This window comes from Hyunsoonleella sp. 2307UL5-6, assembly GCF_047345485.1.
Classification (GTDB): domain Bacteria; phylum Bacteroidota; class Bacteroidia; order Flavobacteriales; family Flavobacteriaceae; genus Jejuia.
The window spans coordinates 113,550-140,304 of the sequence record NZ_JBLFEN010000001.1 but is presented as its reverse complement, the minus strand read 5'-3'; the positions used below and the strand labels follow the sequence as shown (position 1 = coordinate 140,304).

The 26,755-nt window shown below is 30.5% G+C and carries 18 protein-coding genes and 1 other RNA gene; 5 read left to right on the top strand and 14 right to left on the bottom strand.

Features of this window, described 5'->3' with window-relative positions; all coding sequences use genetic code 11:
• Positions 1–112: 112 nt before the first annotated feature.
• From ACKGJY_RS00635 to dapF, 4 genes are read right to left on the bottom strand one after another with little or no spacing between them, the layout of a single operon-like run.
• The gene (locus tag ACKGJY_RS00635; RefSeq protein ID WP_413971910.1) at positions 113–1,018 is read right to left on the bottom strand and encodes a DUF2279 domain-containing protein; all 906 of its coding nucleotides are present in this window, start codon (positions 1,016–1,018) and stop codon (positions 113–115) included.
• Complete coding sequence (gene mltG / locus ACKGJY_RS00630) at positions 1,018–2,061, bottom strand: endolytic transglycosylase MltG (RefSeq protein ID WP_413971909.1); 1,044 nt, start codon at positions 2,059–2,061, stop codon at positions 1,018–1,020. Before mltG ends, ACKGJY_RS00635 begins: the two co-directional genes overlap by 1 nt.
• A complete protein-coding gene (locus ACKGJY_RS00625) occupies positions 2,062–2,586 on the bottom strand; it encodes a GNAT family N-acetyltransferase (RefSeq protein WP_413971908.1) in 525 nt (174 codons plus the stop codon). It abuts the gene before it with no gap.
• A complete protein-coding gene (gene dapF / locus ACKGJY_RS00620) occupies positions 2,583–3,356 on the bottom strand; it encodes a diaminopimelate epimerase (protein WP_413971907.1) in 774 nt (257 codons plus the stop codon). Before dapF ends, ACKGJY_RS00625 begins: the two co-directional genes overlap by 4 nt.
• Positions 3,357–3,482: 126 nt before the next feature.
• On the opposite strand from dapF, the gene ACKGJY_RS00615 reads away from it, so the two are divergent.
• Complete coding sequence (locus tag ACKGJY_RS00615) at positions 3,483–4,892, top strand: trypsin-like peptidase domain-containing protein (protein WP_413971906.1); 1,410 nt, start codon at positions 3,483–3,485, stop codon at positions 4,890–4,892.
• 303 nt (positions 4,893–5,195) lie between these two features.
• Positions 5,196–5,813 (top strand): tRNA (guanine-N1)-methyltransferase, encoded by a 618-nt coding sequence (locus ACKGJY_RS00610; protein ID WP_413971905.1) that lies wholly within the window; start codon positions 5,196–5,198, stop codon positions 5,811–5,813.
• A gap of 75 nt (positions 5,814–5,888) precedes the next feature.
• Here the strand turns inward: ACKGJY_RS00610 and fsa are convergent, their stop codons facing one another.
• From fsa to ffs, 4 genes are all read right to left on the bottom strand, one after another.
• Positions 5,889–6,542 (bottom strand): fructose-6-phosphate aldolase, encoded by a 654-nt coding sequence (gene fsa, locus ACKGJY_RS00605; protein ID WP_413971904.1) that lies wholly within the window; start codon positions 6,540–6,542, stop codon positions 5,889–5,891.
• A gap of 274 nt (positions 6,543–6,816) precedes the next feature.
• The gene (locus ACKGJY_RS00600) at positions 6,817–7,236 is read right to left on the bottom strand and encodes a hypothetical protein (protein ID WP_413971903.1); all 420 of its coding nucleotides are present in this window, start codon (positions 7,234–7,236) and stop codon (positions 6,817–6,819) included.
• 45 nt (positions 7,237–7,281) lie between these two features.
• A complete protein-coding gene (locus ACKGJY_RS00595) occupies positions 7,282–8,085 on the bottom strand; it encodes an SDR family oxidoreductase (protein ID WP_413971902.1) in 804 nt (267 codons plus the stop codon).
• A 68-nt stretch (positions 8,086–8,153) separates the two neighbouring features.
• Positions 8,154–8,252, bottom strand: an RNA gene (gene ffs / locus ACKGJY_RS00590) — signal recognition particle sRNA small type.
• 88 nt (positions 8,253–8,340) lie between these two features.
• On the opposite strand from ffs, the gene ACKGJY_RS00585 reads away from it, so the two are divergent.
• Positions 8,341–9,375, top strand: coding sequence for a glutaminyl-peptide cyclotransferase (locus ACKGJY_RS00585; protein ID WP_413971901.1), 1,035 nt, complete (start codon positions 8,341–8,343; stop codon positions 9,373–9,375).
• 57 nt (positions 9,376–9,432) lie between these two features.
• Here the strand turns inward: ACKGJY_RS00585 and ACKGJY_RS00580 are convergent, their stop codons facing one another.
• From ACKGJY_RS00580 to ACKGJY_RS00555, 6 genes are all read right to left on the bottom strand, one after another.
• Positions 9,433–11,670 carry a TonB-dependent receptor gene (locus ACKGJY_RS00580; protein WP_413971900.1) on the bottom strand — a complete coding sequence of 746 codons (2,238 nt, stop codon included), beginning with the start codon at positions 11,668–11,670 and terminating at the stop codon, positions 9,433–9,435.
• Positions 11,671–11,740: 70 nt separating this feature from the next.
• Positions 11,741–12,208, bottom strand: a complete 468-nt coding sequence (locus ACKGJY_RS00575) for a hypothetical protein (protein WP_413971899.1) — start codon at positions 12,206–12,208, stop codon at positions 11,741–11,743.
• Positions 12,201–15,323, bottom strand: coding sequence for a non-ribosomal peptide synthetase (locus tag ACKGJY_RS00570; RefSeq protein ID WP_413971898.1), 3,123 nt, complete (start codon positions 15,321–15,323; stop codon positions 12,201–12,203). The genes ACKGJY_RS00575 and ACKGJY_RS00570 overlap by 8 nt, the downstream gene beginning before the upstream one ends.
• Positions 15,324–15,338: 15 nt before the next feature.
• The gene (locus ACKGJY_RS00565; RefSeq protein WP_413971897.1) at positions 15,339–15,557 is read right to left on the bottom strand and encodes an acyl carrier protein; all 219 of its coding nucleotides are present in this window, start codon (positions 15,555–15,557) and stop codon (positions 15,339–15,341) included.
• Positions 15,558–15,575: 18 nt separating this feature from the next.
• A complete protein-coding gene (locus tag ACKGJY_RS00560) occupies positions 15,576–17,135 on the bottom strand; it encodes an amino acid adenylation domain-containing protein (RefSeq protein ID WP_413971896.1) in 1,560 nt (519 codons plus the stop codon).
• Positions 17,136–17,146: 11 nt separating this feature from the next.
• Complete coding sequence (locus ACKGJY_RS00555) at positions 17,147–18,298, bottom strand: acyl-CoA dehydrogenase family protein (RefSeq protein ID WP_413971895.1); 1,152 nt, start codon at positions 18,296–18,298, stop codon at positions 17,147–17,149.
• A gap of 207 nt (positions 18,299–18,505) precedes the next feature.
• Between ACKGJY_RS00555 and ACKGJY_RS00550 the strand changes: the two genes are divergently transcribed.
• Together ACKGJY_RS00550 and ACKGJY_RS00545 are read left to right on the top strand one after the other, a co-directional pair.
• Positions 18,506–19,720, top strand: a complete 1,215-nt coding sequence (locus tag ACKGJY_RS00550) for a HupE/UreJ family protein (protein ID WP_413971894.1) — start codon at positions 18,506–18,508, stop codon at positions 19,718–19,720.
• A 36-nt stretch (positions 19,721–19,756) separates the two neighbouring features.
• Positions 19,757–26,752: an amino acid adenylation domain-containing protein gene (locus ACKGJY_RS00545; RefSeq protein ID WP_413971893.1), complete on the top strand. Its 6,996-nt coding sequence runs from the start codon at positions 19,757–19,759 to the stop codon at positions 26,750–26,752.
• The last annotated feature ends 3 nt before the right edge of the window (positions 26,753–26,755 follow it).

The window sequence follows — 26,755 nt, the reverse complement described above, 5'->3', positions numbered from 1 at the left end:
ATTATAACTTTCTTCAACAAAATTACAAAGTAAAAATGCTTGAAAATTTGAGCGCGCAAAATTACACATATTTTTAATTATATCAAAATTAATCGTTTAAGTGTAATTTTGTTTAATACAATATATGAAAAACAGCTCCTTTTTTATTGATTTCTAGGGAGGGGAACGGTATTTTTATCATATTAAACACACTAAAAATTGATTTTAACAGTGCCGAATTAGTTCTAATCTTTGTCAAATTTACATCTAAACTTATAAAATACTGTCTGTAGCGTTGATTATTTGTTAACAATTGATTGTCAGCAACTTCAATTCCAGACAACATACCTTCACCTCCATAACCTAGAGCAACGTTTAACCAACTAGGTATTTTACTATCTTTAAAAAAAGAATGTAAATTAAAACTAAGCCAATACGTTTGTCCGTTATAATCTTTTAAAACCTGTTCTATAAAAGAGGCTCCTAATTTATCTGGACGCTGCGAGGCGAAGCGTGATTGCTGAAAACTAAATTTTACGTCAATTCGCTGCTGATTCCACACTAATTCTTGCGAAATATAGAGTCCTGTTCCTAAGGCATTCGCGCCAACATCGCCCCACGAAAACCCCCATTCAGAAGAATACCCATCTAAAACTTCTACTGCTGTTAAAAACCCAAAACCTAGTGTAGCGCCATAAATTAATTGGTCCTGCTTTTTTACACCACTCCATTTTAAAAGATTGGCCCCTTGCCTACCTATTTGATATGCAGAAAACACATGCCCCACTTTGTCCATTTGAAGCCATTCCGCATTATCATTAATAGTTTTAAATTTAGAACGCTCAAAATCTGCATACCATAGTTCGTTTAAACCAAGTAATGCAGCACTAGATAACGCTACTTCAGAAATAACTACGGCATTTCTTCGCTTAACCTGTAATGTGTCACTGGGAGTTAAAAATTGAGATATAGCTGATTGTGAAATACCTGATAACGAAACACATAACAGACATATAATATGGATAGATTTGTTGAGCATTACTTGGTAATGCCTTGTAAAGATAAATGGCGTTGATACGCTCTAGCATTAACGTTGTGTTGCGCTAAGGTTTTTGCAAACTTATGAAAGCCGTTACGCTTAGCATCTGCGGCAAAATAAAGATAATTATGAGTCTCATAATTTAAAACCGCATCAATAGCAGAAATATCTGGCATTGCAATGAGCCCAGGAGGTAATCCTCGGTTTTTATAGGTGTTGTACGGAGATACTATTTCTTTGTGAATATTTAAAACTCGTTTGATAACAGTATTTTTATATTTAGGAAGTTTATAAGCTGCAAACTTTAAGGTAGGATCTGCTTGAAGCGGCATACCTATTCTTAGTCTATTCATATAAACGCCTGCAATTCTAGGTTGTTCTGTATGTTCTTTAGATTCCTCATAAACTATCGATGCTAGAGCTATCACTTGATTTTGAGACAAACCTATTTTATTTGCTTTAGCTACACGCTTATCATTCCAAAATCGTTTGTATTCTTTTAGCATACGATTTCGAAAATCTTCGGCAGTTGTATTCCAATATATTTCGTAGCTATTAGGCAAATACATTCCTAAGGCTGTTTCAGTATTAAATTTATGTTCTTTTAAAAATGCAGTATCTGTCATCACTTTATATAATGATACACTATCAACTTCAAATTGATTTGCTACTCTTCCTGCTAATTTTTCTAAAGAATTTTGATTGTTAAAAGATACTTTTACTGGTATATTGTTACTTCGTATAGAATTAATAATATCATTATTATTCATATCCTTTTTAATAACATATTTACCAGGTTTAATGTTACTGGTATACTTTTTTTGTTTTGCTAATACATCAAATTTATCAATGCTTTTTAATAAAGGTTTTAGTTGCGCTCTTACATCATTGTAACCATCTGTTGTCTTAATATAAATATAAGCCTCTTTGTTATTAAAACTTGTATTTGGTGCTAACATGGCACCATATACGTAGTATGCAAAAATAGCTACTGCAACCAACCCTATAATAGCTATCGCCCAAAGTATCTTTTTAATGTACATTTATTTTTTTATAAGTTGTAATACATATTCATTACTAAACATGTTATTATTAAAATTCCAGTCCTTTTTTAATCCAATAGTTTCAAACCCAATTTTTTTAAATAAATTGAGACTTGTACTATTTTCTTCTGAAATATTACAATATAATTGATGTAAGCCTAAAAATTTAAAACTATAGTTTATGGTTAACTTTAAGGCCTCTAAACCATAACCTTTATCTCTATTTAGTGCATCTTTTATTATAATGCCAACACCTGCTCTTTTATTTTTAAAATCAAAATCGAACAAATCTATTAAACCCAATGATAATCCTGCTTTATCACAAATAACTAACCGTAATTGCTTTACTTCAAAAATATCTTTGTGTGCATTTTCTAAATACTGCTTAATCACAAAACGTGAAAATGGCGTTTGTGTATTACTTAAGTGCCAAATACTTTCATTATTTTCAATGTTAAGAACAAATTCTAAATCTTCAGGTTCTAATGCCCTAAGTATAATATGCTCTCCTGTTAATGTTTTCATATGGCACCTTCAAAAACAAGTTTTGCTGGACCAATGAGCCAAACATTCTTGTAAATATCGTTTTCAACTTCAAAGCTTACCTGCAAATCGCCACCTTCAACCTTTAAATCTATACTAGTGTTTGAAGTTTCTTTTAACGAATGCATAGCAATAGCTACAGCAGTTACACCAGTACCGCATGATAGTGTTTCATCTTCTACCCCACGCTCATAAGTTCTAACTCTAAATGCACTATCTGATATTTTTTTTACAAAATTAACATTAGAGCCTGCTTCATTATAGGGTGCACCATATCTAATCTCAGCACCTTTTGTTTTAATATCAAAATCGGCAATAGCATCTTCAAATTGAACATGATGGGGAGAGCCTGTATCTAAAAACACATGGTTAGGTTTTACATCAATAGTTGCAACATCTTGCATTTGTAACTTTACAATATCATTAGTAATTTCTGCATGATGTAAACCATCAATAGCTTCAAAAACACATGTATTAGAAATAACGTTTAATTGTTTAGCAAAAGCCACTAAACACCTACCACCGTTACCGCACATGGTACTCTCATTACCATCAGCATTGTAATACACCATTTTAAAATCGTAAGTATCGTGATTTTCAAGAAGAATTAAGCCATCGCCTCCTATACCAAAACGTCTATCACAAAGTTGTGCTATACGTTCTGTGTTATTTTTTTCAAATGTTTGTAATCGATTATCTATCATTACAAAATCATTCCCTGTTCCCTGATATTTATAAAATTTCTGTAGCATAATTAGGTTGCAAATATATGAATATTATACTGTTTTTTTGATTGTTAAATCATAGTTAAAGTTGAATTTAGAATTCAATAAATATTTAATTTTAAACGTTATTACTATATATTTAAATTATAAATTATGAAGAAGATTTTAACTCTCGTTTTGGTTTCAGCTCTTGGAGGTATGCTAACACTAGGAGCTTATAAAATGTTTATTGAAGAAGAAAAAACCTTAATGGCCGATTCTATTAAAGAGCAACCATCATTAATTCCAACAACGGTATCTCATACAGCAAATAAACTATATGAGACCCCAGACTTTACTTTAGCAGCAGAAAATACTGTAAATGCGGTTGTGCATGTAAAAAATGTTACTATTAGTACAGGACAAATGTCTTTTGATGATTTATTCTTTGGAAGACGCCCACAACGTGCCCAATTAGGTACAGGTTCTGGTGTAATTATTACTCCTGATGGATACATTATTACCAACAATCATGTAATTGATAAGTCTCAAGAACTTACTGTTACCCTTAATAATAATAAAACTTACGAAGCTGTAGTAGTAGGAACTGATCCTAAAACAGATATTGCACTTTTAAAAATTGAAGCAGATGAAGAACTTCCTGTAGTAACTTTTGGAGATTCTGATACCGCTAAAATTGGCGAATGGGTATTAGCTGTTGGTAACCCTTTTAGTCTAACATCAACAGTTACCGCAGGTATCATAAGTGCAAAAGCACGTGATTTATCGGGTAACGCATCTCAATCTTTTATACAAACCGATGCTGCTGTAAATCCTGGTAACTCTGGTGGTGCATTAGTGAATACTAATGGGGAACTTATTGGTATAAATACAGCTATTACTTCTCAAACAGGCTCTTATGTTGGCTACTCGTTTGCTGTACCTAGTAATATTGCTAGAAAAGTTGTTAATGATATTATAGAATTTGGAAATGTTCAAAACGGTATCTTAGGCGTTTTAGGTGGAGCATTAAACAGTAAAAGTGCAAAAACTCTAGATATTGAGGATACGCAAGGCTTTTATATAGATAGTGTTACTGAAGATTCTGGTGCTGAAAAAGCAGGCTTAAAAAAAGGCGATATCATTAAAAAAGTTGACAATATGCAAATTTCTAAGTTTGCTGATTTAACTGGACATTTAAAAACTAAAAGTCCTGGGGATATTGTTAATGTAGAATATTCTCGAAATGGAGAACTAAATGTAGTGCCAGTTACACTAGTTAGAAACTCCACAGCTGTTCTTCCTTTAGTTGGAATGATTAAAAATGCAAAACCAGAAGATTTAAAAAAGTACAAAGCCAAAAATGGAGTTAAAATTGTACAATTAGATAGTAATGCCCAAATTGCTAATTACTGGAAACAAAATGGTGTTGATGAGGGTTCAATAATTACAAAAATAAACGGGATAAAAATAACTAACGTTGATGAAGCTATAAAAGCCGTAAAAAATAAATCATCTAATGAGCCTCTCGTACTAGAACTTATAAATTCTAATGGTGAAAAAGAGAGTCATTACTTTAGATAAACGTCCATAAAATTATAAAAAATAGCATCCAAAGTGGATGCTATTTTTTTTATTAAATATTTTATAAAAGTACAGTATTTAATAATTAACAGACCATATAAGTTAAATAGTATCTAAATTAGCAATACATAAAAGCTACATTAAACATTTTACGTACTACTGTAAAAACATCTAAATCTTTTTATTTATCGTAAATCTAACCGAATAAACTCTTTATTTATAGGGTATTTAATAAATAACTGTGTTTTTAAACTTTATTTTATATTTTCGTGCCAATTAGTTAACCTATTTAAAAACAATCAAATGAATTCCTCAAAGTATTTCATGACTATATTATGTGCATTTATTTTCAATACATCATTTGCACAAACCACCTCTCAACCAGAAACATTATCGTTAAACAACGGTACTATAGATAGCCAATTCGAATTTATTTTTAGAAAATCTGGAAATTTTAAGGGTACAAATGGGCAACCTTACGAAGCCGTAAAAACTGCTTGGTTACTAATGCTAAGAAACCATGTAAAAGATTCTTTAAAAGAAGTTAGAAAAGATTTAAATAGCACAAAAGCAATTGTAAAAACTCAAGCCAAAGAAATTACTGAATTAAAAAGTAATCTTACAAAAACACAAACAGATTTAGATACTACCAATTCAGAAAAAGATAGTATGTCTCTATTTGGATTGCAAATGAGTAAAGCCGGATACAACACCTTACTATGGTCAATTATAGCTGGTTTATTAGCATTATTGGTATTCTTTATCTTCAAATTTAAAAATAGTAATGCTGTAACAAAAAAAGCAAAACACAGTTTATCAGAAATAGAAGAAGAGTTTGATGAACATAGAAAAACAGCTTTAGAGCGTGAACAAAAAGTAAGACGCCAATTGCAAGACGAAATTAATAAACAAAAGAAATAGTAACTATTAAGCATAAAAAAAGCGCAATATTAAAATTTTAATATTGCGCTTTTTTTATGCTTTAAACTAAACTAATTAGTTACCTTTTTTATAGTCAGCTAAAAATTTAGCCAAACCACTATCGGTTAAAGGATGTTTTAACAAACCTTCAATAGAGCTTAATGGCCCAGTCATCACATCCGATCCTATTTTTGCACAATCAAGCACATGCATAGTATGGCGCACAGAAGCGGCTAAAATTTGAGTTTCAAAACCATAGTTATCGTAAATATGGCGTATTTCAGAAATTAAATTTAAACCGTCCGTAGAAATATCATCCAAACGTCCAATAAAAGGAGACACATATGTAGCCCCAGCCTTAGCCGCCAACAAAGCTTGTCCTGCAGAAAACACCAAAGTTACGTTAGTTTTTATACCCTTACTAGAAAAGTATTTACACGCCTTAACACCATCTTTAATCATAGGTAGTTTTACAACAATTTGCTCGTGTAATTCTGCCAAAGCTTCTCCTTCTTTAATCATCCCGTCCACGTCTGTAGAAATTACTTCAGCACTTACATCGCCATCCACAATATTACAAATATCAACATAGTGTTTCATAATATTGTCATGCCCAGTAATACCCTCTTTTGCCATTAACGATGGGTTTGTAGTAACGCCATCTAAAACACCCATATCTTGAGCTTCTTTTATCTGGTCTAAGTTTGCAGTATCAATAAAAAATTTCATGTATATTAAATTATATAGATTTTACTTAATTTTTATCTCATTTAGGTAACTCTAAAGTCAACATATTTCGTTATAGTACTATTTTGGGCGTTACCCTAAAGGGTCGGGCTATCCGCTATATCTTTTTTGAAGAAATATCAAAAAAGGATGCCGCTTCTATCCCTAACGCAGCGAATTTACAATATTATGGCTGTTACTTAATTACCTTTGCCTAAAATCTATTAACAAGTTGCTAAAAGTTTTCGGAGTAATTTTTTAAATAAAAAGAAATAGATTAATTTACCGTTAAAATATAAGTTCTAGCTGTACGTTCTTCACAAAGGCCATCACAATCATTCAAATCATTTTCACAATAATTATCAATTTGTTCAACACTTAAATGTATTGTAAACCTGTAACGCCCTCGTTCTAGAGGTATACCTTCAATAATAACATCTCTAAAATCAAAAAACACATCTATTCCTGGAGGTAAATCGCCAGTTAAAAAATAGTCATAATAATAAGCATTATCTCTAGGTTCATTTTGTATTTCAGCAGTTATTAATTCAGAATAATTTTGATTAACAAAAGCTGCACTTAAAGTATTATCAGACAAAATAGGTTTTCTATTAATAACACATTCCAGGATATCTTGGCAACCTGTAATACTAAAAAATAATATAAAAACACTTAGGGAAATAATTCTCTTGTACATATTGGCTACATTTGTGCAAACAGAACACAAATAGCATACCAAAGCTTATAACTTATAATGATGCATTAATAATTTTTCATAAACCTTATCTGGTAAAATACGTTTTAATACTATGGAGAATTTTTGCATAAACTCCCCTACTTTGTAATGAATTTTTGGTGTATTTGTAGTAATAATTTTATATACAGCTTTAGCCATCATTTCGGGATCGCTACCAGCATCAACATGAGCATCCATTAAGTTTAACGACTTCCCATAACTCTCATTATATGGCGAATCTTTTAACAATGGCGCATGATAACGTCCTGCTGCAATGTTAGTAGCAAAATCCCCTGGAGCTATATTGGCCATACTAATATTAAAAGGTTTTAGTTCCATTCTAAACGCCTCGGTAAGTAGTTCTAAGGCGCCTTTACTAGCGCTATAAATACCGCGATATGGCAAACCCATATAGCCTGCTATAGATGTAATGTTTAGTATTAAACCCGAATTTTGCTTACGCATTTGTGGCAAAACAGCTTTTATAACATTTATAGGACCAAAAAAATTAATATCAAAATTTGCTTTAATTTCTGTTTCAGGAATTTCTTCAATAGGGCCTGTAATGCCTGCGCCAGCGTTATTTATAAGTACATCTAGCTTATCTTCATTAGCAATTACTTTACCTACAGCTTCATTAATAGTAGCTATATTTTTTACATCTAAAGCAAGTAATGCAAATAAACTGTCTGGGTAATTTTTAGGGTCTCTACTGGTGCCATATACCGTATACCCTTTGTGATGAAGAAATTCTCCAATAGATTTTCCAATTCCAGAAGATGCTCCAGTAATTAAAACTACTTTAGACATATTTTTGATTTAAAATGCCAAATTACAACATCGAGAAGTGAATATAAAATTTAAATTTAGGGTACAAAAAAAGGCAAGCTACCTACATCACACTGCTACAACCATATACCTTTGCTGCGTTCCCGCCCTGGAGGATTCTACAGGAGCTAGTTGTGTAGGACTTGCCGCGGCAAAGATACAATCTTTTAAAATTTTCACAATGATTTTTTAAACCGATTTTTAATAAATATATTCGACTAAAATATAAGCGTACTAATGAAAATATATAAACTACTCACTTTCATATCTTTATTGTTAATTATTGTTTCTTGTGGTTCAAACTCTAATCAAAAGAAAAACTTTTTTAGCATAACTACTAACGCTAAAAAAGGCAATATCTCTATTGATGAATCACTAAAACTTTCCGTAGAAAACAAAAAGAATCATAGTATAGACTCTGTAATATACAAGCTTAACGGTAAAACTATTTCTGAAAAAACCAACTTAAAGCAACATAAATTAGGTAAACACCCTATTGAAGCTATTGTGTATTTTAATGGTGGAGAAACGCAAACAGCAACCTCATCAATCACTATATTAAATAACAAGTCGCCTAATATTTATAAATTCAAAATTATTAATGAGTACCCGCACGATATTACAAGTTATACTCAAGGCTTAGAGTTTTATAATGGTAAACTTTACGAAAGTACTGGCCAATACAAGGAATCTAAACTTAGACAGGTTAATTATAAAACGGGTGAGATTGAAAAAAACATCAATTTAGCTGATGCGTATTTTGCTGAAGGTATTACGATATTAAATGATAAAATTTATTTACTAACCTGGAAAGCCAAAACAGGTTTTGTTTATAATGTTGACACGTTTAAAAAAGAAAGCAGTTTTAGTTATGGAAAAAGCGTTGAAGGCTGGGGCTTAACACATAACGATACACATATTTATAAAAGCGATGGTAGTGAAAATATATGGTTACTAAACCCAGAAACACTAATTGAGGAAAGTAACATACAAGTATACACCAATAAAGGTAAAATTACCGATATTAATGAAATGGAATGGATTAATGGCAAAATTTATACTAATAGATACCAACGTAATGGTGTAGCTATTATTAATCCTAAAAATGGTGCTGTTGAAGGTGTTATAGATTTTACACCGCTTAAAAATAAAGTAACACAGCACGACAAATTAGATGTACTTAATGGTATAGCATATAACCCAGAGACTAAAACCATTTTTGTAACAGGAAAACGTTGGGATAAATTATTTGAAGTAGAAATTATAAAATAAAAAAAGAGACCTCTAGCAACTAGGTCCCTTTATTATTTTTTAATAATTTAAAGAAATTTAAAATCTTACTGAAACTTTTCCTCTTAAAAAGAAAGGTGCTCCTGGTGTAAAATGAATTTCTTCTACAGGGTTTGCTTCATTAAATAACCTACTTTCTGTAGCAAATTGTGTTTCGTTCCACTCGGTATCTAGTAAATTTTCTACAATTAAACCAAACGTCCAGTTCTTGTGGTTATAATTAAGATTAAAATCTGTAACAAAATAACCTTCAGCTACTATAGAGTTATCCTCATTTGCTGGCCTATCCTTAATATATCTATAACTAATACCACCTGAAAAATTGCCTAAATTATTAACCGTAAACCCTCCAGCAGATGTTAAATCTGGTGCAAGCGGTATAAAATCTTGTCCGTCTGGCTCTTCCGTACTTCTTGCATAAGTATAGTTAATATCAGTATTAAAATACAACCAGTCTGCAATTTGGTAACGCAATCCTAAATCTACACCGTATCGCGCTGTTTTTCCACTAGGCTCTACAATAGCTGCATCTCCAACATACACAAATTCTTGTTGTAAAAATAAAGACCATAATGCTGCATTAATCACTAACTTATCATTAGGTTTTAAAACAGTTCCTATATCTGTACTAAAAGCTGTTGGTAAAATTTGCTCTCCACTTTGGGCGGTTACAACACGTGTATCATTTGAGTGATACCCTAAACCTGTCTTTAAAAACAATTGTGTATTTGGTGAGGCAGAATATATGAAGTTTAATTTTGGACTTAATAATGTTTTATTTTCACTTTTACTATCGTATGTTTCAGATAATAAATCTTGATAATCAAATGTAAAATAATCTAATCTTAAACCAGGATTAATAGTCCATTTATCAATCTTATAATTAAGATCTGCAAAAGAAAATGCATTCAATTCATCTACATTACCAAATGCTAATCGCTCTAGTAACTCTTGTCTGTTTTTTGTTCTAGATAACTGTACATCGTTAACATCATCATAACGAAACCCAATACCAACACGATATTTTAATTGCTGATCGTGATCGTCTAAATGAAATGATTTCTCATATATACTTTTTCCCCCTATGATAGTTCTATCTTCGAACTGACGAATTTGATCTGCATTTACAGGATCTTCTAAAAAGAATGTAAAATTCGAAAATAATTCAAAATCATATTGTGTAACATAAGCTGACGATGTTATACTAGAATGCTCATCTAAGTGCTTAATGTGATTCATCCATATGTTAGTTCTACTTGTATTACCGCCTTCTGTATCATCAATAGCGCCAAACCTACTAATTAAACCTTGATCTACAGCACGTTGTGGTATTTGCCCTGAGGCATCCCATTTACTTTGAAAATGAGAAAGCGACAAATTAAACTCTTGATCGTCATAATTATTATAGTTATACTTAGCCATTATATTAAGACGATTAAAGTTTTGAGGAGACTCAAAAACACCATCGGTTAAATTCATTTCACTTGCTACGTAAGCATTACTATTTTCACCATCCCAAATTTTTAGCATACTTAAAGCGCGAACTGTATTAAACTGTCCTGCTTCTACCGAAATAAGATTTTTATCTATCGTATTTTTTGTTCGAATATCAACATATCCGGCAGTATTAAAATTACCTTTATCTGCATAGTAAGATCCTTTTCCAAAATCTAAATTATCAATGGTTTCTGGTATAATAAAGTGCATATCGGCGTACCCTTGCCCGTGTGCGTGAGATACCATGTTTACTGGCATTCCATCAACATCTATGGCAATATCGGTACCGTGATCTATATCAAAACCTCTTAAAAATATTTGTTCTGCTTTACCACCACCTGCATGTTGCCCTATAATTAAACCAGGGATTTTACGTAAAATTTCTTGCGAGGATTTTACAGGATTGGTTTTTAAATCTACGTTAACAAAATTACTCAACACATTTACTTTAGATACAATTAATACTTGATCTAATGAAGCAGATGATATTTCCATGATTACCTTAACGGTACCATCTAAGTTAGACTCATCTATAGTTAACTCGTAATTTTTATAACCTAGTTGATAAAAAGATATAACGTCTCCTAACGATATATCATCAATTTCAAAATAGCCAGATACATTAGTATATGTATAAGCGCCTGTACTTTTGTTATAAACGCCAACACCTTGTATTGGTTTTTCATTTTCTTCGGAAAATACTGTTCCGTTTAGCTCGTGTGCATAGGTATAAGACATACCTAAAACACACACTACTATTGATAGTATATATTTTTTCATTTTTAATATTTTTTAGACAATTAAGCATAACAGCTCAATCGTATTTTAACTTAAGTAATACACGATTTAATTAAGAAAAATCTTGTGGAGGTTGGTCTAAAAAATTTAAAAATCCATTTTGTGTTTGTTTAATAACAACTTCAAATTCTTGTTCTATAATTACAGTTATAGATGGTATTTTTTGTTTGAAATCTTTGTAGGATCTCACATGCTTATCAATTTTTTTAATAGGCACTCTTGGGGTTTCGGTATTCTTCTCATTATCAAAAGATTCTATTACAGAAGAAATAGCATCAATTAAACTGTGATGATGTGCACGCTTCACATTTACAATATCGTGATTGGTATGTATTGTAGTTTCCGTTAATATTGATGTATGCCCCATTATGTTGTCGGGCATTTCTAAATTATGGATTACAGCGTGTAAAAACGTTTTAACTTCTTGATGAGATGGTCCTAATAAATAGCAAAAACTCATCGCAACAGCGATAATTTTAATAACAAATGGCTTTAAGCCTTTTTTACTATTACTATTCATTCAATAATTCTGTAATTACATTTTCTATATGTTTTGAATAACTACGTATAGTAGGATAATTAAAAACATCTGTAATTGAAACTTCTAACTCTAAAAGAGCCTTTAAACGAGAGGTTATAGAAATTCCATCTAATGAATTACCCCCTATTCTTATAAAATTTTCGTTTACACCTATTTGTGCTATTTCTAAAACGGATACCCAAACATTATGTACTATTTCTTCAATTTCTGTTTCAGGAGCAATTTTATGTTCTTGTTTAGGTATATGTTTACGTAAATTTGGCTTAGGTAGTTTTTTTCTATCCACTTTTCCGCTAGAAAGGAATTCAAAGTCATCTAAATGAACATATAATCTTGGAATCATATATTCTGGTAATTTTTGTTCCAACTCACTAATAAATAAAAAATCATCAACAACTTCTCCTGTATAATAAGCTAAAAGGTTAGTGTGTTCATTAACTGCAACTACAGCTTGCGTAATCCCTTCTATATTTACTATGCATTTTTCTATTTCTCCAAGTTCAATTCTAAGGCCTCTTAATTTTATTTGGTTATCAGTTCTACCTAAATATTCTATGGCACCATCTGCTCTATATCTAGCTAAATCGCCAGTTTTGTACATTTTAGCATTTTTATCATCAGAAAACATATCTTTTATAAAACGCTCATTTGTTAAAGTCTCCCTATTTAAATAGCCCTTAGCTACTTGTTTTCCTGCTATATGGAGTTCACCTACTAAACCAATTGGTAATTGGTTTAAATATTTATCTAAAATATAAAGTTGCGTATTAGCTACGGGTTTACCTATCGGGATTTCGTTGTCTAAATCTGCCTTTTCACAATGCCAACTTGTAACCTCAACAGATGCCTCTGTTGGCCCATAAAAATTATATAATTCTACATCTAATTTATTGTATACATTTTTTACTGTAGCTGTAGATAGTGCTTCTCCACTAGAAAATATTTGATTAATACTTGTACATGTTTCAACACCTTCTGTTTGAAGAAAAACGTTTAACATAGATGGTACAAAATGTATGTAAGTTATTTGATGTTTCTTAATAGTGCTTATAAGTTGTTCCGGGTTTTTATGTCCGTTTGGTACTTCTATTACCAATTGTGCGCCTTGTTGTAATGGCCAGAATAATTCCCAAAGTGATACATCAAAAGTAATTGGTGTTTTTTGTAAAACAGTATCTTTTTTATGGATTGTAAAATCAGAATTCATCCAATTTAGACGATTACAAATCCCTTCGTGGTGGCATTTTACACCTTTAGGTTTCCCAGTACTACCCGAGGTATAAATTACATAAGCTAAGTCGTTTGAACTTATATTTACAAGTGGTGTATTACTACTAAGTGCTTTAATTTCACTTTCAATTTTAGTAATATCAAAACTTTCAGTTATCTCTAAATCAGTATCATCTATTTGGTGATTATAAAACAAAACTTTAACATTGGCATCATTCAAAATAAAACGTAACCTTTCTTTTGGTATTTCTGTATCTAAAGGTAAATATGCAGCACCCGCTTTTAATATACCGTAGATATAAATCATCATTTCAAAAGAACGCTCTAAACTTACAGCTATAATATCATTACATTTTACACCCTTTTCTAACAAAAAATTTGCAACTTGATTTGATGCTGCATCTAATTCTTTATAGGTTAATTTTTCATTTTCAAATATTAGAGCCGTACTATCTGGAGATTGTTTTACTTGATTTGTAAACTTATACAACAGTGTTTCTCCTTTTAAAAAGTTTACGCTTGTAGCATTCCACGTTTTAATTTTAATTACCTCAGCTTCTGTAATAAGATCTACCTGGTCTATTTTAGTATTGTAATCTTCTATAAATGCATCTAGAATCTTTAAAAAATGCTGAGGAACTTCTTGTTGCTTTTCAGCATCAAAAACATTAGTATTTAAATCGAAATACAATTGTATGTTTCCTGTATGATCAAAATCATGCACATGTAATCGTAGATGATGCCTAGGATCATGATGTCCTGGATGTACCCATTTTGTAAAAACGGGAGTTTCATTAAAACTGGTAATAGCTGTATTTATGTAATTAAAAAAAAGATTAAAATCTCTATTAAGTTCTGCTGTAGACGTACCAACCTTTGCATGCTTTAAAAAGCTATTACTCTCTAAAGCTACTTTTTTTATTAGAGACATAAATGTTTCATCTTCAGAAATTTCACTTTCCATTGGAAACGTTTCTACAAAATACCCTAAAGTGTTTTTAAAATTTTTAGTCAATCTATTGTGCGTTGGCGAACCTATAACTAAATGTGGTTGTCCTGAAACACGATATGCAAATGCAAATAGTGTGGTTAAAAAAATATTATAAAGTGTTAAATCTAAACCCCACCCTTTTATGCCTCTTATGGTTGCTAGTTGGTGTATTTTATCAGTACGCGCTTTCCCCAAATTAATATGTAGACGTTTTGCTTTAGTATCTAAAAGGGTATTTTTTTTGTAATATAAATTTGGAGCACTTGGAAATTTTTCTTGTTTAGCTTTCCAATGGTTTTGTATATCTTTAAACGTATCGCTCTTTTTACATTCTTGAGTATATGTTATAAAATCTTTATAAGATGGCGGATTTAAAACAACATCACTATTAGTTACGATTTTTTGATAAAGGTTAGACATTTGGGAAAACATAATAGTAGTACTCCAACCATCAGTAATTAAATGATGCTGGTTTATATACCAAATAAAATGTGTGTTAGATATTTTTATTAGTGCGGTATCAAACAAACACTTAGTTAAATCAAAAATATTTTTAACTTTATTATTTTCCCAATTTTGATATGCTGTTTCTGGATGATCTTCATCTGATAAATCTATTAGAGGTACAGTAACATTTATAAATTCTGAGAATTTTTGAGTGGGAATACCGTTATCTAATTCAAACGTAGAACGCAAAGCATCATTAGTGGCAACTAACTTGCTAAAAGCTAAATTAAAGCTTGGATAAGATACCTCTGCTTTAATATCATAACGCATTACCATATTATACATAGGAGACTCAGGATTTAGTTCCTGCCCCAACCATAGTAATTCTTGATTTTGAGTTAATGGTATTTTGTTATAATGCTTCATAGCTTATAAGCAAATCTATTTTTTCGTTTTAATAAAATCTACTACATTTTCTACTGTCATAAAATTTTCGATCACCATATCCTCTGGATCTACTTTTATATCAAAACTTTCTTCTATAAAAGTGATAAGCTTCATCATACCTATAGAATCTAATATACCACTACCTAAAAGATCATCGGTAGTTTCTAAACCATCTTCGATATCTTCATTAGTTAATACTTGTTCTATGTGCAAAATAATCTTTTCTTCCATCTAAGCATTTTTAATTGTATGTTCAATTTTTTTTCTATCTACTTTTCCCGAACTAGTTCTTGGTAAATCATCTAATATTTGGATACTACTTGGTACAGCATAAGCTGGTAAGTTATTTTTGCAATGCGTCATGAGATTTTCAATAGCAATTTTTTTATGTTTCACTAAAACAATTCCTATAAGTTGGTTTTCCTCTTTAAACCTTACAAATAAAACTGCAGCTTCTATTACATCTTTATGTTTTAATAACGTATTTTCAATTTCTCCAATTTCTATTCTAAAACCTCTAAACTTTATTTGGTTATCCTTTCTACCTAAAAACAGTAGCTCATTTTTTTCATTTAGCTTAACCAAATCACCTGTTCTATAATATATGTGATGATAACCAGAGGCTATTTTTTCTTTATAAAGTGAAGCTTCTGTTAAAGCTGGGTTATTCCAATACCCCTTCATCATAGTGGCAGATCTTATAACTAAAAGTCCTTCATTGCCTTTTTTAACCTTCTTATCTTCTTCATCTAAAATTTTATACTCAGTATTTGCCCAAGTGTATCCTATAGGTATCGGGTCGTTTCCTTTTGGTGGTTCTGTTAAATTATAATAAGTACATTGGTTTGTTTCTGTTGGCCCATATATATTGCTAAAGGTTGCATGTTCCCATAGTTGCATTAAGGCACGAAGTTGTTTTGTTGCAAAAACTTCTCCTGCAAATAACACCCAACGCATATTGGTAAAATCTTTATTTTCAATACCACCTTTATATAATAGCTCTATTAAAAGCAATGGTACAGAATACCAAATAGTTACTTTTTCTTTTGATGCTAAGTCTGCTAAACTAGCAGGAAATTTTAAGTGAGCATCTGAAACAATTACTGTGGTTGCTCCCGCTAAAGGAGCTGAACAATATCCTAGAATTGAAACATCAAAATGTAATGGTGCAGAATTTGCAACAATATCAATACTTTTAAAGCCATAAAGATCTACTACTAATTTAGCAAAAGCCAAACCACTTGCGTGAGTATGCATGATTCCCTTGGGTACTCCAGTACTACCAGAAGTATATAGTATATAAGCTAAATCTTCTGCTAATATATTTACAGGATTATAATCATGAATTTGTGTTGAGTATATCTCATTCCAAGAGATAGCTATAGTTTCTGTAATAATAGAAGCACCTATAATAACTTCTAAATTACAATCGTTAACTAATAGTTTTTTTATCTTTTTATTTTGTTTCTCGGTAGTTACTAAGTGCTTAATTTGGCAATCATTAATTAAAAATTTAATACGATCTACAGGTGCAAATGGATCTATAGGAACATAAACTCCACCAGATTTCATAATGCCATAAATTGCTATAGCGGTTTCTAAGCATCTATGCATAAGTATGCCAACACGATCTCCTTTTTCTACACCTTGTGTTGTTAAGTATTTAGCCAATTGATTAGCCTTAACATTCAATTCTGAAAATGTAATTGACGCATCAAGACATTTAAATGCCTGCTTATCTGGAAATTCTTTAGCAGAATTCTCAATTATTTGAACTAAATTAAATATCAATTTTTCTTTTTTTATAGCCCTAAAAGCTTAGCAATTATATTTCTTTGTATATCTGAAGTTCCTGCATAAATTACACCTCCAACTGCATCTCTTAAATCTCTCTCAATATCGTTTTCAGATAAATAACCATATCCGCCATGGTTACGTATATTATCTAAACTTGATGCTACGTAACTTTCGCTTAATTGGAGTTTTAAAAGTGCAGACTCTAACATTGCAGATTTTCCTTGGTCTTTTATCCAAGCTACATTATACAATAACAAACGTGATGTTTCTAAACGCAATTTCATATCAGCTATCCTATTAGAAACAGATTGAAACGCTCCAACTGCTGTACCAAATTGTTGTCGTTTTTTAACGTATGCGATAGATTGTTCTAGCTGATACTCCATAGCTCCTAATTGGCTTGCCAAAATACTACACCTATCATGTTCTAAAGAGTGATTTGTAATACTCCAACCGGCACCTTCTTTACCCAATCTATTTTCTTCTGGCACAAAACAATCTTTAAAATATAAACTTCCAATAGGTACAGTTCTTAAGCCCATTTTCTCTTTATTAGTACTTACGGAAAAACCTAAGGTATCGATTTCCACTATAAAAGCAGAAATTCCCCATTTTCCTAATTTTGAGTTTGTTACAGCAAAAATTAAGGCTATATCTGCAACTGGTGCTAGTGTAATTAAACATTTCTCACCATTTAAAATATAACCACCATCAACCTTTGTTGCAGAAGTTTTCATGTTAAATACATCAGAGCCAGCATTTGGTTCTGTAAGTGCATGACACGCAATTTTTTCTCCAGAAGAAAGCAGTGGTAAATATTTACTTTTTTGTAATTCTGTACCAAATTCAGCAATTGGCAATTGCACAGTCCACATTTGGGCGCTTAATGCAAATGGCAAACCATTATCTAAACAACCATAACCTAAACCTTCCATGGCTATAGTAGAACTCAATAAATCTAGCTCACGTTTGTCGCCTCCGTACTGGGGTGGAACTGCTATGGCCTGTATACCAAAATCAGCACATGTTTTCCAATCTTCTCTAGAAAAACTACATGTTTTATCTCTTTCTTGAATGGATTTATTTAAATTGGCTTTTGCAAAAAAACTAAATTTTTTTTTTAGTTCTAATTGATTTGGAGTTGGGTTAAAATTCAATTTTATATGTTTTTTAGTGAAATAAACTCAATATAATTCATTTTACAAAAACTATCGATATTAAACTTTTTAAATCGTTTAAATTTCAAGCTTGTATGTTTTCTGGCTTTTCACCGACAAAATTGTTAAAAGATGTAATTTATCCTTATAATTGGAAACATTCACATTATTTTTTTCTAAAAACAAAGTATCTAACTAAAATAACCAATGAAAAATATTTACTTTAAACTCATTACTATATGTTTTGTATTACTATCAAATTATGGGTTTTCACACGCTCCAAATAATAGCTATATTTATTTAAGAATATACGAAAATGACGGTATAGAAGGACGTTTTGAAATAAATGCGACAGAATTAAACAGTTATCTAAATTTAAACCTACCTAAAAACGCTACCATTGAGGATATAACTCCTTACAAGGATATTATTCAAAAATATATTTTAAATAATGTAAATTTTAGCTCAGAATTAAGCAATTATAAAGTTGTTTTTGAAGAATTAGGTTTTGTGCCAATTAATTACGGAAACTTTATGCAGTTTTATTTTCATTTAGAAGAAATTAAAACATTACCAGATAATCTAAACATACATTATAATATTGGTTTTAATGAAGATAAAACTCATAAAGGCTATTTAGTTATTGAGTATAACTGGAAAGCGGGTATGATAAATAATGAGTCTGTTATTGCTCTTGATTTTTCCCCTTCTGCGCCAGATAATACTTTAGCTTTAAATGAATCGTCAATATTAACTGGTTTTATTGGTATGATAAAACAAGGTATATGGCATATATGGATAGGTATAGACCATATTTTGTTTTTATTGGCGTTAATACTTCCAGCAGTAGTTAAAAGAAAAAATAATAGCATTTACGGTTGGGAACCCGTTTTAACTTTTAAATCAGCATTTATATATATTGTAAAAGTAGTATCATTTTTCACTATTGCACATACAATTACATTAACACTAGCATCTTTAGAAATTGTAATTTTACCATCTCAATTAGTAGAATCTATAATAGCATTCTCCATAGGTTTGGCTGCATACCATAATATAAAACCTATATTTAAAATGAAAGATTGGGTAATTGCTTTCATTTTTGGGTTATTTCATGGTTTTGGTTTTGCAAGTGTTTTAAGTGATTTAGGAATGACAGGAGAGTTTTTAACACTATCATTACTAGGTTTTAATATAGGTGTAGAGATAGGACAGCTAGCTATAATAGCTGCAATATTTCCTATTTTATATTTCATGAGAAAACGCAAAATATATCCAAAATTCTTAGTTATTACCTCTGTGGTTTTAATTTTAATTTCACTCTTTTGGTTTACAGAGCGTGCATTAGACACAAACTTTTTATTAGATGATTATATCAGGATTTATGGGTTTAAATTTGCACAATGGCTTGGTTTAAGGTAATTTTAAAAAAAAGCTTGTAAAAATTAGTTATAAATTTTGAAAGAAGACAAAACAAAAGTGTCTTTACTAGATAGATGGAAAAGTAAAGAAAAAAGAGAAAAATTACCAAATACTGTTAATATTGCACCTGTAGACGCAAAAGTACCACTGTCATACGGGCAAAAAAGATTGTGGTTTTTGCAACACATGTATCCAAAAAATGTGTTTTATAACCTATCAGAATCTTACACCTTTGAAGGTATTTTAAATATTAAAAATTTAAAGGAATGTTTAAATGCTTTTGTTGATAAACATCAGGTTTTAAAATCTTACTACCCTACCGAAGATGGAACCCCAATTTTTAAAATAAACAATAAAATAACACCAAATTTTACTGTAGAAGATTTTACAAACTACAATATTAAAGAACGACAATCAAGGCTAAAATCCTATATGGATAAACAAGCCAATTTCAATTTTAATTTATCGTCTTCACCATTATTTAAAGGTTCTATAATAAAGGTTGAAGAAACTAAACATATTTTATTACTTACGTTTCATCATATAATTACAGACCAATGGTCTATGGCTATTTTAAAAAACGAGATAGCAAATAATTACAAACAACTTTCAGAGGGTATACCTATAAATTCAAAAGCAAATCTTATTAGTTTTAAAGATTATGCCTATTGGCAAAATAAACACCAAACTTTTGAAAAACAGATAGCTTATTGGAAACAAAAATTATCTGGTAACATTCCTGTTTTAGCCTTGCCAATAGATTATAAGAGACCCAAAACCCCGTCTTATAAAGGAGAAAACCTAGTATTAAAATTTGATAAAGAAACATCACATAAAATACTAAATACAGCAAAAACGCTAGAGGTAACACCATTTATTTTATTTTTATCAGCATATTATTTGTTATTAAACACCTTTACTAATCAAGACGATATAGTAATAGGAACGCCTATTGCTAATAGAAACAGCAGCCAGTTAGAAAACGTATTTGGTCTTTTTATAGATACCATAGTATTACGAACATCAATTGACAAATCTTTTACTTTACAAGAATTTATCACAAATGTAAAACATGTTTTTGCAGAAGCGCTTACCCATAAAGATATTCCATTTGATGTTATAGTTAAATCCTTAAATATTGAAAGATCTTTATCTGTAAACCCGCTTTTTCAAACAATGTTTGTTTATTCTTCAAAATCACAATCACCTTCGTTTGGAGAACATTTAGAACTAATTAATCACTCAAATTATATTACAAAAGTTTCAAAGTTCGATATAACACTTTTTGTAACCGAAGCGCATGGAGAAATATCATCTCATTTTGAATATGCTACAGATTTATTTGAAGAAAATACTATAAACAGGTTTCAAAATTATCTAAAACTAACTTTGGAGTATATTGTTGAAAACATCAATAATACTATAAATAATATTACTAGTTTAACACCAGCAGACAAAGTACTATTAGATAAAAATAATACACCTAAAACCAATCTATTAAAGAAACATAGTGGTATTCACCATTGTATTGAGGCTATTGCTACAACTTATCCAGATGCTATAGCATTATCGTTTGAAAATACATCTATAACTTATAAAACACTAAATGAAAAAGCAAATAGTATTGCCCACGAATTATTAAAAAGCACCTCAAAAAACAATAAAATTGTAGCATTGTGTGTTGATCGCTCTTTAGATATGATAATTGGTATGTTGGGCATCTTAAAATCTGGTTGCGCCTACTTGCCTGTAGACCCCGACTACCCTACACAGCGTATAGAATTTATGTTAAAAGATGCAAAAGTTGATACTGTTGTAACACAGCATACTTTAAATAATTTATTTGAAGCGTTTGATGCAAATGCACTTGTTATAGATAAAATAGATTATTCTAAAAACAATACTCAAATTGGGTTACCAATTGTAAAAGAAACCGATTTAGCCTATATTATATATACCTCTGGAAGTACTGGACAGCCTAAAGGCGTACCTATAACTCATAAAAATATTATAAATTCTACAGGAGGTAGATTAAATTTTTATGATAAAAATCCTTCTGCTTTTTTACTAATGTCTTCTATCTCTTTTGATAGCTCTAAGGCTGGAATTTTCTGGACACTTTGTACGGGTGGAAATTTAGTTATTACTAAAAAACGCATAGAACAAGATATTATAAAAATTGCTAATACTATAGCACAATATGATATTAGCCATACGCTAATGCTACCATCCTTATATCACATTATATTAAATAATGTAGAATCTAATAAATTAAAAAGTTTAAATACAGTGGTTGTTGCAGGAGAAGCGTGTACACCATCACTATGTGACACCCATTTTAAAATATTACCAAAATCGTCACTATATAATGAATATGGACCAACAGAAGCATCAGTTTGGTGTATTGCGCATAAAATTGTACCCGAAGATATAGATAAAAAAAGCGTACCTATTGGTAAACCAGTAGCTAATGCAAAAATTTATATTTTAGATACTGATAACAAAGAAGTGCCTTTTGGAGTTGTAGGGGAAATTTATGTAGGAGGTCAAGGATTATCAAACGGTTATTTAAATAGACCAGATTTAACCAAAAAGGCTTTTATTGATAATTTACCATACCCAAAAGAAAGGCTCTATAAAACTGGTGACTTAGGAAAGTATAGGAATGATGGTAGTATAGATTTTTTAGGAAGAGTAGATCAACAAATCAAGATAAGAGGCTACAGGGTAGAATTAGATGATATAGAAAACACTTTAAATAAGAATATTTTAGTTAAGCAATCTGTAGTTTTAGTAACCCATAACGAGGGTAAACCCAAACGATTAATTGCCTATATAAAACCAGAAACCGAATTTGATGAGCAAAAATTAAAACATAGTCTTAAAAATATTTTGCCAGATTATATGGTACCCAGTAGTTTTATAAGGGTTGATGAAATACCACTTTTACCAAATGGGAAAGTAGATAAAACTGCACTAAGTAAAATTGAAGTGGTTTCTAAATTAAATGAAACACAACCTGTTGAAAAACCAAAAAATGACATTGAGCAAAAATTGCTTGATATTTGGAAGGATATTTTAGATATAAAGCTTTTGAGTACAACTGATAATTTCTTCGAAGTTGGCGGAGATTCTATTACAAGTATTCAAATTATTGCAAAAGCACGAAAAGCTGGAATTGCTATTGCTCCAAACCAATTATTTGAGCATCAATCTATTGCAGAGTTAGCTATGTTTGTTTCATTAGAAAATAATGATCTCAAAAAAAATTATGACATCGTTATTGGAGAAATACCGCTTTCCCCTATTCAAAAATGGTTTTTTGAAACCCATAAATTAGTACCAAACTACTGGAATCAAGCATTCAAAATAAAAGATTTACCAACTACTTTTAATGAAAAAACATTAAAAGATATCACAACATATATTGTAAAAACTCATGATGCGTTGCGTTTGAGTTTCTATAAAGTTCAAGAAAAATGGAAAGCAAAAGTCTTAAAACCAGATAGCATAGATGCATTTAAGGTAATAGATATTTCTAGGGAGTCATCTTCAAATTATAACACTATCATTGAGACAAAGTTAAAAACTATTCAAAGCAATACATCATTAGAGTTTGGTTCGCTTTTTAAATGTATTTATTTTAAAACCGAAACTATTGCTACTGATATTATTGTGCTTTTAGCGCATCATTTAGTTATAGATTTTGTTTCATGGCAAATTATTATAAATAGTTATACAGATGCAATACAACACAAAAAATTTAGTACACCAAATGCTAAAACAGCTTCAATAAAAACTTGGAATAATCATATCACAGATTTAGCCAATTCTAAAACAATTTTAAAAGAAGTAAATTTTTGGGAATCTCAAACTTCTATAAAACCAGTTTTTCTTAAAGAAGATCAAGTAAACGAGCCTATACAACAAAAAGATGTAAGTGTTATCAAGTACAATATTGAGAATTACATTACTAGTAATATACTTAATAAAGCAAATAATACCTACTCTACAAAAACTGATGAGCTACTATTAACCGCTATAATAGAAGCTATTAGCAAACATACAAAACGTAAAAACATCACTATTGCTTTAGAGCGACATGGCAGAGAAACACAACACACAGCTATAGATTTATCTAACACCGTAGGATGGTTTACCTCGTTTTATCCAAAACGTTTTAATAATGATATAACAACTAGTATAGCTTCAAAAATAATAGCTACTAAAGAAGATATGCGGCGTATACCAAATGGCGGTATAGGTTATGGAATATTACGTTATTTAACTTCAAAATTAAGCACTACATATGCGCCAGAAATTGTATTTAATTTTTTAGGTAAACAAAATACTGGAGATAGTAGTATAGAGTTTATTTCAAAAAACACAATACATCCTCTAACTGAAAGGCAATATCCTTTGGAAATAAATGCGCTTATTAAAAATGGTATTTTAGAAATAAGTTGGATATATGCCAATACCATAATAAAAGAGGATGTTATTTTAAGTTTGATTGCTGATTTTAACGAGACCTTAAAAGCTATAGTAACTCATTGTTTAGATACAAAACCAAAGTATACACCATCAGATTTTCCTGAGGTTAATTTAAAACAAGAAGAGCTAGATACCATTATTAAGCACCAAAGCAACACAAATGGTATTGAGGATATATTTCCTGTAAGTACTATGCAACAGAGTATCCTGTTTCATCATTTAACTTCTAAATACGATCAAGGCTTTCTTAATGTAAAATGTACTATTGATGGTAATTTAGATATAGTAGTTTTTGAAAAAGCATGGCATTTAGTAGTAAAAAGGCATGAGGTTTTAAGAACCTCAATACATTGGAAAAACTTGGAAACACCAATTCAACTAATACAAACTGAAACTACAGTTAATCTAGAAGTTTTAGATTGGTCTAGTTACACACGCTTAAAGCAGGAAAATGAACTACAAGTACTTAAGCAAAGTAATAGAGAAAAAGGTATAAATTTTCAACAAGCGCCATTATCACAAATGCGCTTAATAAAAACAAAAAACACGTCACACTATTTTGTTTGGAGTTGTCATCATCTACTTTTAGATGGTTGGTCCACGAGTATCATCATTAAAGATTTATTTATAGTTTATGAGAATTTATTAAATAATACTACTCCTAAACTGCCCATAGTACCAAATAAAAAATCCTATTTAAATTGGCTAAAAAAAACAGACACAGAAGCAGCTAAAGACTTCTGGAGAGCTAGCTTTAAGAATTTTAACAATCCGTTTTTATTCAATAAAAAACAATATGATGTTGATACCATAGAAACTAACGCTTTAAAACTTAGTGAAAACATTACGTCAATGACCAACGGATTAGCTAAATCGTATCAAGTTACACCTAACACGCTTTTTCAGGGTATTTGGGCTCTTATACTTTCAAAATATTCCAATAGACAAGATATAACCTTTGGTAATACTGTTTCTGGACGTTCTGGAAACTTTCCAAACATTAACCTAATCTCAGGAATGTTTGCGAACGTATTACCTTTTAGAACAGTATTACAAAAAGATTCTAGTATCAAAAATTGGCTAAAACACATACAACAAAACCAATTAGAATCTAGAAAATACGAACAGTTTTCTATTTCTGAAATTTCTGAGTGGTTAGATTATGATAAAACCTCATTATTAGATAATCTTTTTATTTTTGAAAATTACCCTTGGGATGATATTGAGGTTGGTAACATTAAAGTTCATAGTTCAGAAAGCGGAATTACTACAACTTATCCTTTAACGATAATCATAAAAACTGATGAAGAAATTGGTATATATTTAAAAAGTGACGCTACACTTTTTTCTTCAGAAATAAACAACTGGATTTTAAATCGATTTGAAGAGGTTATTGTATTACTAAACACAAATTTTGATTCAGACATTGATAATGTATTAGCAAACATTACACCTATTCCAAAACAAATTATATCAACGAATAATGACACTACAGATAAAATAGTTAAGAATACTAAGATTATTGCTCCTAAAAATAAAACAGAATTAGAACTTTTGAAAATTTGGGAGTCACTATTAAATAAAACAGCTATTAGTACAACTGATAGTTTTTTTAAAATTGGTGGAAAATCATTATTAGCTATAAAAATGTTTTCGCTAATTGAAAAGAAACTAAAATTAAAAATACCTCCTATTACGCTTTTAGAACACTCCACTATAACATCATTAAGCGATTATATTCTAAACAAAGAAGATACTAAAGCTTGGAAATATGTTGTACCAATAAGATCCTCAGGAAACAAAGCACCTTTATTTTGTATCCATGGAGGTGGTGGTTTTGTATTTTTCTTTAACCCTATTGCAAATGGTTTAGATGCTGACAGACCAGTTTATGCAATACAACCGTCTGGTATAAGTAGCAACGAAAACACACATGATAGCATAGAAAATATGGCTAAAGACTATGCTAAAGAAATTAAAGATATACAACCCGAAGGTCCTTATAATTTACTAGTGTATTGTTTTAGTTCTGCTGTTGGTATAGAAATATCAGAAGAATTAAAAAAATATGGTAACTCTACTAACCTAATAGTAATAGATAGTATTATAGACCAAGAAGATTTTACCGACCCAACTCGAGTAAAAATGCGTATATCTGGTTTTTTTAATCGTTTAACTACTAATCCCTTAAATGCTGTAAAGTTAATGATTGGAAATAATTACGACCGATTTTTAAAATCAATAATCATAAAATTATTTGCCACATCACACAAAAAAAATCTAGATAAAATAAAACGTAATTTAGTACACATTTATAAAAAATATAGTTGGCAAAAAAAACATTCTGGAACCACCACGCTTATTCTTACTGAAAAGCCTGACAAAAATTTAAACCCGACATATATTAATGGTTGGAAAAGTGTGACAACTAATGATATTGATTTACTATATACAGAAGGACAACACCACCAACTTTTTGATGTACCTTATGCTGGTAAACTTGCAAAACAAATTGAAAAGGCGATAAAAGAAAACTAATAC